Origin of the sequence: Bradymonas sediminis (assembly GCF_003258315.1) — a bacterium.
GTDB classification, from domain to species: domain Bacteria; phylum Myxococcota_A; class Bradymonadia; order Bradymonadales; family Bradymonadaceae; genus Bradymonas; species Bradymonas sediminis.
Genome location: NZ_CP030032.1, coordinates 152947 through 166473, shown reverse-complemented (window position 1 = coordinate 166473; position 13527 = coordinate 152947). Strand labels below are relative to the sequence as shown.

Genomic DNA, 13527 nt, shown 5'->3' with positions numbered 1-13527 from the left:
CGCGCGGTTTAAGCGCCCACCGCGCGCTGCACCTCCGCCAGCAGCTGCGCGGTCGAATAGTCACCCTTCTCTAGTATCAGCTCGACCTGGGCTCCCAAGCGCTCACGCTCCTCGGCGGTCAACACCGCGGCGGACACAATCACCACCGGGATCTCAGCCCACTCGGAGTGCGCCTTTAGCCGCTTGAGCATCTCGAAACCGTCCATATTCGGCATCATAATGTCGAGCAAGATCACCCCGGGCCGCAGCCCCTCCTCGAGCAGTTTGATCCCCTGAACCCCATCGGAGGCGCTGCGCAAATCCCAGCCCTCTCGCTCAATCGTGCGCGTCATCATCTCCCGGGTGATCGGGTCATCCTCGACCAACATCACCGGCTGTTTCAGAATCCGGCGCGAGTACCGATTCAGCACCTTAATCAACTTCTGGCGGTCCACCGGTTTGACAAGATAGTCGGCCGCGCCCAGCGAGAAGCCGGCCTTCTTATCGTTGACGATGGTCACCATCACCACGGGAATCGCTTCGGTGTCCGGGTTTTGCTTAAGCCGGCTCAGCACGTCCCACCCGTCCATCTGCGACATCATCACGTCGAGGGTTATCACGTCGGGCTGCAGGTCGCGCGCCAGCTCCAGCCCCATCGCGCCGCTGGTGGCCGAGTACATCTGAAAACCCTCGCGCCCCAGAAATTCTCCCATCAATTGATGCACGACCGGGTCATCATCGATCACCAACACCGTCAGCCCGTCGTGCTCCTCGCGCGTCCGTTCGCTGGCGGTCGAGACCTCGGCCAGGCCAGTCGGGTCGCTGATGGGCTTCTCGAGCTGTATCGGCAGGTGCACGCGGAAGACCGTCCCCTCGCCGAGGGCGCTCTCCACGGTGATCACGCCGCCCATCATCTCGATAAAGCGCTTCGAAATCGCAAGACCCAGCCCGGTGCCGCCGTAGAGTCGGGTCGTCGACACGTCGGCCTGCTCGAAGGCGTCAAAGAGCTTGTCGACCTTCTCGGGGGCGATGCCAATCCCGTGGTCTTCGACCTCGAAGATACAATATTGAGTATCGTCGACCAGCTCCATCACCACGCCCAGGCGCACCTGACTCTGCGCCGCGAATTTGGCGGCGTTCGACAGCAGATTGAGCAAAATCTGGCGTAATTTCGTCGCGTCCGCCTGCACCATGCGCGGCGCCTGGGCGGTGTCGATGTGGAACTCGCTCCCCTTCTTCTCGATCACCGGCCGCACCGTCGAGGCGACCTCGTCGAGCAGCTCGTGCAGGTCGAGCTCCTCGACATAGATGTCCATATGGCCGGCCTCGATCTTCGAGATGTCCAGGATATCATTGATCAGATTGAGCAAATGCTTCCCGGCGACCCGGATCTTCTGCAGGTCCGGCACCAGCCCGTCTTGCCCCGAATCCTCGGCGTCTTCGCAGAGCAACTCACTATAGCCGATGATCGCGTTCAGGGGGGTGCGCAGCTCGTGGCTCATATTGGCCAAAAACGAGCTCTTGGCTTGATTCGCCTGAAGCGCCGCGTCGCGCGCCTCCTCGAGCGTGCGCTGGGCGAGCTGCAAATCACTGATATCGCGCATGACCACGACGAACCGGCCGTCCTGGCCAATCTCGCGCACCGAGACGTCGGCCGGGAAGACCGTGTTGTCCCCGCGCACAGCTTCGGTCACGTGGCGGTGCCAGGGATTGGCGCGGTTCCACTGCACGAAGGAATTCGCTTGCCGGTCGGTCTCGGCCCCGGGCGCCACCGGGGGCGCCGCGGACGGCACCAGCGTGTCGAGCCCGGCGCCCACCAGGGAGGCGCGGTCGCTGCGGTCAAAGACCTCCGCGGCCGCGTCGTTGACCACATCAATACGCCCGGCGTTATCCAACGTCACGATGGCATCGGGGGCGGCGAGCAAAATCGCTTCGGTCAACTCCTGCCGGGCCCGGATGCCGGCCAGCGCCCAATTTTTTAGGGATTCGTAGGCGAGGATCAAAAGCCCCACCACCACATAGAGCCCGCTCATCACGCTGGCCTGCCAGAGCAGCTGGGTATTGCCATCGAAGGCAACGGCCACCAAATCCCCTGCCGCCACCGCGCGGTAGAACAGAACCAGGTTAAGCATCGACGCCACCAGCCAGAACACCCCCGTGCGCAATCCGCACAACAGGACCGCCACGATCATGACGACCGCCTGCCACCAGACCGACTCGCTGCCAAACCCCAACCAGGCCACCGAATTGACCACGATAAAGGTATTGAGCGTGATCCAATGCCCCAACGCGCGCAGCGGCACGCCGAGCTTCATCCAAAATGGCGAGCCACCGATCAGCACGGTCTCGGCCAGCAACACCCCTACGACCACATGAGAGTCGGCCAGGTTATAGAGCACAAGCGAGTAGATCGGTCCCCAAGCGGACACGGCAAAGGCAAAGGCGATAATTACCTTTGCCCGAAACGCCATTTCGATATCTTCCAAAATATCGTCGGAGGCGAAATGCGACGTTAAGCGGTCCAATAGGCCCATTACAACTTATCCTGAGCGGGTTAGGCGAAGAAAACGCCGCCGGGATCTCCGGCGGCGATGCACGATTTAGACGGGGCGAACGCTATGTTTTTTGTCGATCGGGTCGACATGCTTTCCGGCGCTCATCTCCAGGCGCGCGATAAGCTCGTCGCGAAGCTCCTCTTTGGTCAGGACCTCGTCGACGATGAGCTCGCTGGCCAACCGATAGATGTCGATATCCTTCTCGTATTCGGCGCGAAGCTCCTCAACATACGCGGGCTGCTCATCTTCGGGGAGCGCCTGAATCTTGCGCGCATACACCGCGTTGATCGCCGCCTGGGGCCCCATCACCGCGATCATCGCCTCGGGGAGCGCGAGCGTCGCGTCGGGCTCAAAGCCCGGGCCGCAGAAGGCGTAGAGCCCTGCGCCGTAGGCTTTGCGCAGTACCACCGAGAATTTCGGCACCGTCGCCTGGCTCACCGCCGACACCATCTTCGCCCCGTGGCGAATGATCCCCTGCTGTTCCACGCGCGTGCCGATCATGAACCCGGGCACGTCGGCCAAAAAGATCAACGGGATCCCGAAGGCGTCGCACAGGTCGACGAAACGCGCGGCCTTATCGGCCGAGTCAACGAAGAGCACGCCGCCCTTATAGCGCGGCTGGCTGGCGACGATGCCCACCGGCTGCCCGTCGATATGGGCCAGGCAGGTGACCAATTCCTTGGCGAATTTCTCCTTAATCTCGACGAACTCGGAGTCGTCGACCAGGTGGCGGATGACCTTTTTCACATCGAAGGATTTGTTCTGGTTGATCGGGATGATCTCATCGAGGGTCTCCTTCTGCGGCTTCGGGGCGACCGGCTCGCGGCGCGGCGGCGTATCGCGGCAATAGGAGGGGAAGAACTCGAGATATCCGCGCGCCCAGGCGATCGCCTCCTGCTCGGTCTTCACCAGCACGTCGCCGCAACCGCTGGTCTTGCAATGCATACTCGCCCCGCCCATCTCCTCGAGCGTGACCTTCTCGCCGATGACCATCTCGGCCATGCGCGGCGAGCCCAGGTACATCGAGGCGTTGCCCTTGACCATGACGACGGCGTCGCAAAAAGCCGGGATATACGCGCCGCCTGCCGCCGACGGCCCGAAGAGCAGGCAGAGCTGGGGCACATAGCCCGACAGGCGCACCTGATTATAGAAGATCTTGCCGGCGCCGCGGCGCCCCGGGAACATCTCAAGCTGGTCGGTGATGCGCGCGCCGGCCGAGTCGATCAGGTAGAGCAGCGGAATGCGCAACTTCTCGACGCGCTCCTGCATGCGGATGATCTTCTCGACGGTGCGCCAGCCCCAGGAGCCTGCCTTGACCGTGGAGTCGTTGGCGATCACCGCCACCCGACGCCCGTTGATCTTGCCGATGCCGGTGACGACGCCGTCGGCCGGAAGATCGCCGGCGAGCACATTGGCCCAGCGCCCGTTCTCCAGCTTGAGGCCATCATCGAAGAGCAATTCGAGGCGCTCACGCACAAAGAGTTTGCCGCGCTCGGCGTTCTTCTCGTGGTATTTCTCCTTGCCACCGCGCTCGATCTCTTTGCGACGGTCAACAACTTCTTGGTCCAACTCGGAGAGGTTGGCGCTACGCTCAGCTTGCTCTGTCATGGCGATTCCTACGGATTAAAATTCGGATGATAGGGCTACGAATAGGGGCGAAATAGGCGCGGATAGGGCGCGTTATTTGCCCTGAAAATTTGGTTTTCGTTTTTCACGGAACGCGGCAAGTCCCTCGAGGCGGTCCTCGGTGGGCAGGGTGACCGCGTAGGCGCGCGACTCGATCTCGAGCCCGGTGTGCAGGTCGGTCTGCATGCCGGCGTCGATGGCGATCTTGGCCTGGGCCAGCGCGATCGGCGCGGAGTCGAGCATCTTTCGCCCGAGCGCGCGCGCCGCGTCCATCAATTCGGCCCGCGGCACCGACGCGGTGACCAGGCCGATCTCGAGGGCCTCGTCGCCGCTCAGGCGCGCGGCGGTGAAGATAAGTAATTTCGCCCGTGATGCCCCGACCAGACGGGCCAGGCGCTGGGTGCCGCCGGCGCCCGGGATAATCCCCAGGCGACACTCGGTCAGCCCCACTTTCGTCTCGGCCGCGACCACCCGAAAATCACAGGCCAGCGCGATCTCAAGCCCCCCGCCAAAGGCGAAGCCGTTGATCGCGCAGATCACCGGCTTGGGAAGCGAGTCGATCGCGCCGAAGCAGCGCCGATAATCATCGATGCGCTGGCGAACCTGAGCTTCGGACATCCCCGAGCGCTCCTTAAGGTCCGCGCCCGCGCAGAACGCCCGATCGCCGGCCGCCGTCAAAATCACGACGCGCACCGAATCATCGTGGCGCAGCTCGTAAAATGCTTTATCGAGGGCCTCGACCAGCGCACCATTCAACGAATTCATCGCCGCCGGGCGATTCAGGGTCAGCGTGCAGAGGCCGTCTTGGTCGACCTGCTTCAATAAAACCGTCTCTTCGCTCATGGGTTGCCGATGCTCATAAAGTAATGCAATGTCAGCCTGTCATAGGTGTATATTGCTACCATATATCCACGATTATATGCAGCCATTTCTTCGATGATCCCCCCATAAATCCGAAAGGAAACGCGATGGCAGAGACCTGCGATAGAGCCCGCACAAAGAAATCCGAAGAGACTCAGAAACAAGCAGCCTCTTCGGAAGACGCGCGAGATACCACCATGGAGGAGTTTATCGAGCGGGCGGCGGACGCCTATTTCGAGGCATGCCACCGACTGGCCCGCACGATCTCGCTGCTCAAAGGGCGGCGAAACAAGCGCTAGGCCGCGCCTGGCTTAGAACCAGAAGCGCAAGTGGCCGGTGAAGTCGATGAAGGAAAGCCCCAGGTCGGAGTCGCCGTAGCCGGCGCCAATATAGAGGCCCGGACGGTACTCGATCACGAAATCAATGGGCGCCGGCACGAAGTTGAACTCCAGGCCCAACACGCCGGTGACACCCAAAAGCACCGAGGAGCCGCCGCCGAGGCCGACACCGGCGCCCGCGCCGTAGTTCCACCCAAGCGACAGCACCTGGCCAGACGCCAGCGGCGCCTGCTCAAGCAGGATATCCCCGGCCACGCCGAACGCGTCGCCGCTGATATGCCAATGCTGACCATAGCCGCGCCACGACCCGATCACACCCTGCACGGCGAGCGCGCCGCCGAGTTGCTTCTTCAGCGACAGGCCCGCGACCACGGTCCCGGCGCCCAGCCCAACGCCCAACTTGCCGCCGTCACGCGCCGCCTGCGCCTGCGCGGGGGCCGAGAAAAGAAACGCCCCAAGCATCACAACGGTGAGCAACATCACTTTAATTTGCATCTTCATAACTACTCCAAAAAATTCTGGGTCATTCAAATATCATCACACGGCACCGCGATAGTCGGTGACCGCCGAGCCCGCCCGATTACACGCCTGCGTGTATATCAGCGCTTTGCCCGAGTCGGCCGCCCCTTGAAGGCCGCCGCTGCCCAATCAAATAACCGTATGGATACCCAATTGGCAATTCGCGCAGAGCATACGTGTTCTGCGGGAATTGGCCAGAAAATCGATGGGGCAAGAATAATTTTGCCCTGCTGTTGATTCGTGATTTAGAAGCAGCTATGGTGCTCAACAGTGACAACTAAGGGGTAGCAACTGCTGTGAGTTTGGGAGCGCGCTGGATCGTTGGGGAACGTCAAAGGCCTTCAAACTTCGCAATGGAGGCTGAACCATGTCGCTCGCATACCTTGAAATTGACCAAGCTCGTTCCGAATATACCGCACTTCCGGCTGAGATCCGCCGCGAGTTCGACGCCCGGCTCATCCAGTCGTGGCTCTACCATGATCATATGCTCGAAGGGGTTGTCTTAACCCAGGCCGATATTACGCGCGCCCTGGAAGGACGTCCGTGCCGCAACTATTGCGACCGGGTGATCCACCAATCTCTGCGCCGCATGCTCGCCCGCATTGAGCAGATGGACGACGACGCCCGCGCCGGTGTCGAGGTCTCGGGCACCTGGGTCAAGAACCTGCACCGCTCGCTCTGCGACGACGAGGATCCGGCCGCGGCCGCGTTTCGCACCCGCAACACCAGCCCGGGGGTCTACCACCTGGACGTCGTGCCAGGCAAAGAGATCGCGCAGGCCTTCGAGAACTTCCTGATGCGCTGGGAGACCGAATTCCGCGGGCTCCACCCGATTCGCGCGGCCGCGCTGGCCCACCACGAATTCATGCGCGTGTTTCCCTTCGACGGGCGCACGGGCGTGGTCGGGCGCTTGATGATGAACTATATCCTGACCAAGAACTTCTACCCGCCAGCCATCATCCACGCCTCCGACCGCCACCACTATTTCGCGGCGCTCAACGGCCACCCCAGCGATATGGTCCCGGTCCTGGTCGAAGCAATGAAGGGCACCATCGAGGCCGCGCGGGCGTTCCGCCGCGAATTCGAGGCCCACGATCGCGCACGCCACCAATCTCATCGCATCGCGATGTGACACGCGCTGCGCCTAAGCCAGCCGCGCGATAAAGCGAAGCAAAATGCCAGCATATTTTTATGCTGGCATTTTGTTTCGCGCTGCCCCTATAGAATAGCCGCCCGCGCCGAAGACTGCTGAAATTCTGGGCCGCCTCTATTTGTTCAGACCTCCGAGCGCCGCGCTAACGCTAAAATGAGCACGCAGACGTGGGCGCATCTTGTCTATTGCGCAGATACTTGATAACCGGGCAGCGGAATGAGGGATTGCAGACACCTTCGTCATCGGTGCGCCCCCTGACCGGGCACAAAGCCCAGAGCGACCGCGGGTGCAAACACCCCGCCCAGCATTTTGACCTACCGTGGAGTATTACGATGCCCAGCCACCTTACGGCGCCCCCGCTTGCATTAACCCCCAGCACGCGCGCGAGACTCGAAGCGGCCGACGGCCTGCTCGTCGAGAAATTCGCCGAAGCCGCCCTGCCTACAAAACATGGGGATTTCCGCATCGTCGCCTTCATCAACAACCTTGATTTCAAGGAGCATGTCGCGCTGGTGCGCGGCGACCTCGCCGCCCAGGCGATCGTGCCGACCCGCATCCACAGCGAATGCGTCACCGGCGATGTATTCGGCAGCCTGAAATGCGATTGCGGCGAGCAACTCGAGCACGCGCAAAAAGAGTTGGGAAACTCGCCTGCCGGCGTGATCCTCTATATGCGCCAGGAAGGCCGCGGCATTGGCCTGGCCAACAAGATCAAGGCCTATAGCCTGCAGGACCAGGGCATGGACACCGTCGAGGCCAACCTGCACCTGGGGTTCGACGACGACCTGCGCGACTATACCGTGGCCGCCGAGATGCTGCGCCTGCTCGGCGTCGACAATATCTCACTGATCACCAATAACCCGCGCAAGGCCGAGGGCCTGCGCGCCAACGGCATCACGGTCACCGAGCGCCAGCCGCTGATCATCCTGCCCAACCCGCATAACAAAGATTATCTGGACACCAAACGCGATAAATCGGGCCATCTCCTCTAAGAGACGGACGCCACCCCGGACGACCTGCGGAGCAAATCGCAAGTATTTTGGGCGCCCCCCTTGATTTCTCACCAATGCGTTTAACTTGAACCGCGCCCCGCATGACGGATGGCGCGGCTTTCCGCATTTGGCGAATGCGGAGGACTGTCTTGCGCGATTTGACGCACCGCGTCACAAGTGTTTGAATGCAGCCGATGGGCTAAAAATAAACTATATGAGGAATCAGAATGTCCCAAGATACCCAACCCGAATATGCCTCGCTCCGAATTGAAGAGGGCATTGCCTATATTTGCATCGATGTCGCCGACAAAAGCGTCAACACCCTCTCCACCCCGATGACCGGACGGTTTGAGGAGATCCTCGACGAGCTCCAGGACACGCCGCCCATCGAGGGCGTGGTGATCTACAGCGGCAAGGCCGGCCATTTCGTGGTGGGATTTGATATCAATGAGCTCCAGGAACTCGCGAATAACCCGCAGGATATCCTGCCGATGCTCAAGCGCGGCCACGCCCTGGCCGCTCGCCTCGAGTCGCTCAAGGTCCCGGTGGTCGCGGCCATCGACGGCACCTGCCTGGGCGGCGGGCTTGAGCTGGCCATGGCGTGCCACGCGCGCATCGTGACCAACAATAAGCGCAGCAAATTGGGGCTCCCCGAAGTCCAGCTCGGCGTGATCCCCGGGCTCGGCGGCACCCAGCGCCTGCCGCAATTGGTCGGCCTGCAGACCGGCCTGGACATGATCCTTGGCAGCAAGCAGGTCGACGCCCAAAAGGCCAAGCGCCTTGGCCTGGTCGACGACGTCGTCCACCCTGGAATCCTGCTTCAGGTGGCCGCCGAAACCGCGCGCAAGCTCTACGCCGCCGGTGACTGGCAGGAGCGCCACAAAAGCTCGATCTCGGAGTATTTCTCCAACCCGGCCGAGATGGTGAACCTGGCGGCGAAGACCCCCGCCCGAAAGCTCATCTTCAACCAGGCCCGCGAGCTCACGCGCAAGAAAGCCGGCTCGCATTATCCGGCGCCCTTCCGCGCGATTGACGCCATCGAGGCCGGCTATCGAGGCGGCTTTGAAGCCGGCATCGAGGCCGAATCACGCGCCTTCGACGAGCTGGTCAAGACCGACGTTGCCAGAAACCTCATCAACCTCTTCTTCATGAAGCAAGAGGTCGACAAGACCAGCCCCATCCCGTGGAATACCAAGGCTTACCCGGTCGACAAGATCGGCGTCGTGGGCGCCGGATTGATGGGCGCAGGCATCGCCCAGGTTGCCGCCTACCAGGGCTACGCGGTGCGCATTAAGGACGTCAGTGACGAGAGCATCGGCCGCGGCCTTCAGTATTGTAAAGACCTCATCGACAAATTGGTGCGCCGCAAAAAGATCAGCGAGCCCATGGGCGACGTCATGTTCGGCCATATCAGCGGCACCACTGAATATACCGGCTTCGCCCAGACCCAGATGGTCATCGAAGCGGTCTTTGAAGACCTCGACCTCAAGAAGAGCATCATCAAGGACCTCGAGGAGCGCCTGGGCGACAACGCCATCGTGGCGAGCAACACCTCCACGCTCCCCATCACCGAGCTCGCCAAGGCCTCTAAACGCCCCGAAAACCTGCTCGGCATGCACTTCTTTAGCCCCGTGCACAAGATGCCGCTGCTCGAGATCATCCGCCACCCCAAGACCTCCAGCAAGGCGGTCGCCACGGCGCTGGAAGTCGGGCGCAAGATGGGCAAGACCTGCATCGTGGTCAACGACGGCCCGGGCTTCTTCACCAGCCGCGTCATCGGCGCCTATATCAACGAAGCCGGCTGGATTCTGCAGGAAGGCGCGTCCATCGAGGCCATCGACAAGGCCATGACCGACTGGGGCTTCCCGGTGGGCCCGATGAAGTTGGTCGACGAGGTCGGCCTCGACGTCGCGCTCAAGGCTGCAGGCACGCTCCAGGACGCGTTCTCGAAGCGCTGGAGCTCGCCGACTGCCCTCAAGGCGGTCGCCGCCGACGGGCGCAAGGGACGAAAGAACAAAAAAGGTTTCTATCGCTACGCCTCCGGCGAGGCCGATGCGGTCGACGAAACCGTCTACGACCTGCTGCCAGGCGGGCGAGAGCGCCAGGACATCGACGCCTCCGTCATCCAACAGCGCTGCTGGCTGGCGATGCTCAACGAGTGCGCCTACTGCCTGCAAGAGGGCATCGTCGAGCATCCGCGCGACATCGATATCGGCGTGATCTTCGGGCTGGGCTTCCCTCCCTTCCGCGGCGGCATCCTGCGCCACGCCGACTCCGTCGGGTTGGCCCGGGTCGCCGCAGATATGACGAAATTGGCCGAGGAATTCGGCTCGCGTCTCAAGCCGGCCCAGATCATCGTCGACAAGGCCGAGAAGAACGCGTCCTTTTACGCCTGATTTCAACGCGCCCGTCGCCCAAAATATAATTGACCCGCCAGTGCAGCGCGCATTTGGCGACTCATTGAGGCAAATATAATGGTTTCAAAATCTGTCAGTAAATCGAAGAAAGCCACTCAATCCCCGCTCGGCGGTGACGACCGTATCGCGATCGTCGCCGGCGCGCGCACCCCGTTCGCCAAAGCCTGGACCGACTATAAGCACCTCAACGAGGCCGACCTGGGACGCGCCGCGGTCACCGAGTTGGTCAACCGCAGCGAGATCGACCCGGCCCTCATCGACGAGGTCATCATGGGCTGCGTGTCGGCGCCGATGAACGGTCCGAACGTGGCGCGCGAGATCGTCTTGCGCTCCCCGCTGCCCAATCATATCGCCGCCTACACGGTCCAGATGTACTGCGCCTCCAGCGCGCAGGCGACCGTCAACGCCTGCGGCGACATCCTCAGCGGGGCGGCCGATATCGTCATCGCCGGCGGCGTCGAGTCCATGAGCGCCGCTCAGGCCCGCGTGAGCCTGCCGCTCACCCACGCGCTCAACCAGGCGTCCAAAGCCGGCTCGCCGGCCGGCATCCTGCGCGCCTTCGACGGCGTCGGCGCTCGCGACTTTTTGCCCGATGTCCCGGCCATCACCGAGCCGACCACCGAGATCCGCATGGGCGACTCGGCCGAGGTTATGGCCAAAAAATACGGCATCAGCCGCCGGGCTCAGGACGAATATACCGAGCTCACGCACCACCGCACCGCCGCCGCCTACGAGGCCGGTCACTTCTCCGAGGTCATCACGGTGCACACCGGCGAGAAACTCGAGAACGTCATCAGCCGCGATAATATGGTGCGTGGCAACACCACCGTCGAAAAGATGGCCAAGCTTCGCCCCGTCTTCGACCGCAAGCATGGCACCATCACCGCGGCCAATGCCTCGCCGCTCACCGACGGCGCCTCCGCCGTGCTGCTGATGCGCGAGAGCCGCGCCCGCGAGCTCGGCCTGGAGCCCATCGCCTATATCCGCGCCCACGCCAGCACCGGCGTCGACCTGTTCAAGATGCCGATGCTCATGGGCCCGACCCTGGCCACGCCCATCGCGCTCGAGCGCGCGGGGCTTACGCTCAAAGACATCGACCTGGTCGAGATGCACGAGGCATTCGCCGCCCAGGTATTGGCCAACATCAAGGTCTGGGGCTCCGAGAAGCTCTGCAAAGAAGCCGGCCTCGACAAAGCCATCGGCGAGGTCGATATGGACACCTTCAACATCAACGGCGGCTCGATTCCGATCGGTCACCCCTTCGGGGCAACCGGCGCGCGCATGGTCATGCAATTGGCCTCGCAGATGCAGCGTGAAGACGTAAATACCGGCCTGCTGACGCTGTGCGCCGCCGGTGGCCTCGGGCTCACGATGATCCTCGAGCGCTGAGTTTGACCGCCTCATCGCCCGCGAACGCCGCCTCAGTGAGCAAGACTCACAGGCGGCGTCTTCGCGGCCACCTCGCCACGACACTGCCGACTTTAATTAAGGGAAGGACATGAAATTTTTGCATAGTATGGTGCGCATTCGCGATATCGATGCGTCGCTTCATTTCTACTGCGAGCTGCTCGGTCTCGAAGAGGTGCGCCGGCGCGAAAGCAGCGCCGGGAAGTTTACGCTCATCTTCCTTAAAGCCCCGGGCGACGCCGAAGAGCATATCGAGCTGACCTATAACTGGGATTCCACGGAGGACTACTCGAACGCCCGGAATTTTGGCCACCTCGCCTTCGAGGTCGACGACATCTACGCGACATGCAAGCGCCTGCAGGACGGCGGCGTCACGATCAACCGCCCGCCGCGCGACGGGCGCATGGCGTTCGTAAAATCCCCCGACGAGATTTCGGTGGAGCTGCTGCAGCGCGGTGACGCCCTGCCCGCCCAGGAGCCCTGGGCGTCGATGGAAAACCAGGGCACCTGGTAAGCCGATCGCCTAACGATAGCGAGTGATTCTCGCCCAAAAAGAAAGCCCCGGAATTTCCGGGGCTTTCTTTTTGCATCTCTACTTTTTGGCCGCAGGCGCGTCATCGGCCGGCTTATCGTCAGCCTCGGCGCTGGCGGTGGGCCCGGCGGCGGCGGCCGGCGCGCCCTTAAAGCGCGGCGAGTTCAGGCGGCCCCACAGGAGGAAGCCGAACCAATCCTGGTTCTTTCCGTCCCGGAACCACTGCATATTGAGCACGCTGGAGAGGTCGTTGGAGCGGATATAATTATTGTCGAATTGAAAGCGCATCTCGAGCTTGGCCACGCTCTGGGCCGATGAGCGACCGAGGTTCAGGTGCCCCCAAATCTCGCCGCGCACATCTTTGCCGTCGTAGAAACGGAACTCATCAAACACCATTTTGGAGGTCGACTTATCGTCCTCCTGCGTGATGGTCATATGTGCGTCGAGCTTGCCAAAATCAGTCTCCGGCACGTCGATAAAGGCCATGGGGCCGAGTTTATCGGTATGCAATTCGGTCTTATCCACGGTGAGCGTGCGCCCTTTGAGGCGAATATCACCGCCAATAACCTGCGGCTGGCGCGGATGCAGCTCAAGCTCGATCTCGCCGCCCAGGTCACCGCGAAACGGCACGCCGAGGTATTGCTCGAGAATCGGCGTCTTCGCCAGATCGATCTGATTGATGTCGATATTAAGGGCGCGGGCTTTGCTCGATTGGACGAAATTCCCCTTGATATCCCCGCCGCCCAGGTCGACCAAAAAATCGACGGTCGGCGCGAAGTTGACGACGCTGAGCAGCGGCGAGAAGCCGGCCGCAACGCGCGGGATATTGATGACGAAAGGCGGTTTCTCCGGCGCACCGCCCGGCGCGGCTGTCTTTGCGTCTTTGGGGCCCTCCGGGGTGGTCTCGACCACCGAGGTGTCGGTGATGCGCTCAGAGATTCGGACGTTCTTTAACTGAACGCCGCTGAGCCACCAGAGGTCGAGGTCCTGAATGGCGACGTCGTATTTGCCGTCGAGCTGCTTCTCGATTTGGACCGTCGCGATCTCTTTGAGGCGCTGGTCCGGAAAAGTCAGGACCAGAGCGACCAGAAACACGGCGAAGCCAAACGCGATATAAACCGGGATGCGGACGATGGAGCGCTCCATAA

The 13527-nt window shown here is 62.0% G+C and carries 11 protein-coding genes; 6 read left to right on the top strand and 5 right to left on the bottom strand.

Going from position 1 to position 13527, the window contains the following annotated elements:
- Positions 1-8 precede the first annotated feature (8 nt).
- The 3 genes from DN745_RS00565 to DN745_RS00555 all read right to left on the bottom strand — a co-directional run bounded on the left by DN745_RS00565 (position 9) and on the right by DN745_RS00555 (position 5003).
- Positions 9-2513 carry a response regulator gene (locus DN745_RS00565; protein WP_111331163.1) on the bottom strand — a complete coding sequence of 835 codons (2505 nt, stop codon included), beginning with the start codon at positions 2511-2513 and terminating at the stop codon, positions 9-11.
- A 66-nt stretch (positions 2514-2579) separates the two neighbouring features.
- Positions 2580-4142, bottom strand: a complete 1563-nt coding sequence (locus tag DN745_RS00560) for an acyl-CoA carboxylase subunit beta (RefSeq protein ID WP_111331161.1) — start codon at positions 4140-4142, stop codon at positions 2580-2582.
- A gap of 72 nt (positions 4143-4214) precedes the next feature.
- A complete protein-coding gene (locus tag DN745_RS00555; protein ID WP_111331159.1) occupies positions 4215-5003 on the bottom strand; it encodes an enoyl-CoA hydratase-related protein in 789 nt (262 codons plus the stop codon).
- Positions 5004-5128: 125 nt separating this feature from the next.
- Here DN745_RS00555 and DN745_RS19100 point away from each other — a divergent pair, with 125 nt between their 5' ends.
- Entirely contained in the window at positions 5129-5320 is a 192-nt protein-coding gene (locus tag DN745_RS19100; RefSeq protein WP_133622129.1) for a hypothetical protein, read from the top strand.
- 12 nt (positions 5321-5332) lie between these two features.
- Here the strand turns inward: DN745_RS19100 and DN745_RS00550 are convergent, their stop codons facing one another.
- The gene (locus tag DN745_RS00550; protein ID WP_111331157.1) at positions 5333-5860 is read right to left on the bottom strand and encodes a hypothetical protein; all 528 of its coding nucleotides are present in this window, start codon (positions 5858-5860) and stop codon (positions 5333-5335) included.
- Between the two features lie 385 nt (positions 5861-6245).
- Between DN745_RS00550 and DN745_RS00545 the strand changes: the two genes are divergently transcribed.
- The 5 genes from DN745_RS00545 (at position 6246) to DN745_RS00525 (ending at position 12361) form a co-directional block, all read left to right on the top strand.
- Positions 6246-7010, top strand: a complete 765-nt coding sequence (locus tag DN745_RS00545; protein WP_111331155.1) for a Fic family protein — start codon at positions 6246-6248, stop codon at positions 7008-7010.
- A 245-nt stretch (positions 7011-7255) separates the two neighbouring features.
- Positions 7256-8023 carry a GTP cyclohydrolase II gene (gene ribA, locus DN745_RS00540; protein WP_204355059.1) on the top strand — a complete coding sequence of 256 codons (768 nt, stop codon included), beginning with the start codon at positions 7256-7258 and terminating at the stop codon, positions 8021-8023.
- Positions 8024-8250: 227 nt separating this feature from the next.
- Positions 8251-10419 carry a 3-hydroxyacyl-CoA dehydrogenase NAD-binding domain-containing protein gene (locus tag DN745_RS00535; RefSeq protein ID WP_111331151.1) on the top strand — a complete coding sequence of 723 codons (2169 nt, stop codon included), beginning with the start codon at positions 8251-8253 and terminating at the stop codon, positions 10417-10419.
- Between the two features lie 78 nt (positions 10420-10497).
- Positions 10498-11829 (top strand): acetyl-CoA C-acyltransferase, encoded by a 1332-nt coding sequence (locus tag DN745_RS00530; RefSeq protein ID WP_111331149.1) that lies wholly within the window; start codon positions 10498-10500, stop codon positions 11827-11829.
- A gap of 109 nt (positions 11830-11938) precedes the next feature.
- Positions 11939-12361, top strand: a complete 423-nt coding sequence (locus DN745_RS00525) for a lactoylglutathione lyase (protein ID WP_111331147.1) — start codon at positions 11939-11941, stop codon at positions 12359-12361.
- A gap of 78 nt (positions 12362-12439) precedes the next feature.
- Here the strand turns inward: DN745_RS00525 and gspN are convergent, their stop codons facing one another.
- On the bottom strand, positions 12440-13525 hold the full coding sequence (gene gspN, locus DN745_RS00520) for a type II secretion system protein GspN (protein WP_111331145.1): 1086 nt from the start codon (positions 13523-13525) through the stop codon (positions 12440-12442).
- Positions 13526-13527: the final 2 nt, after the last annotated feature.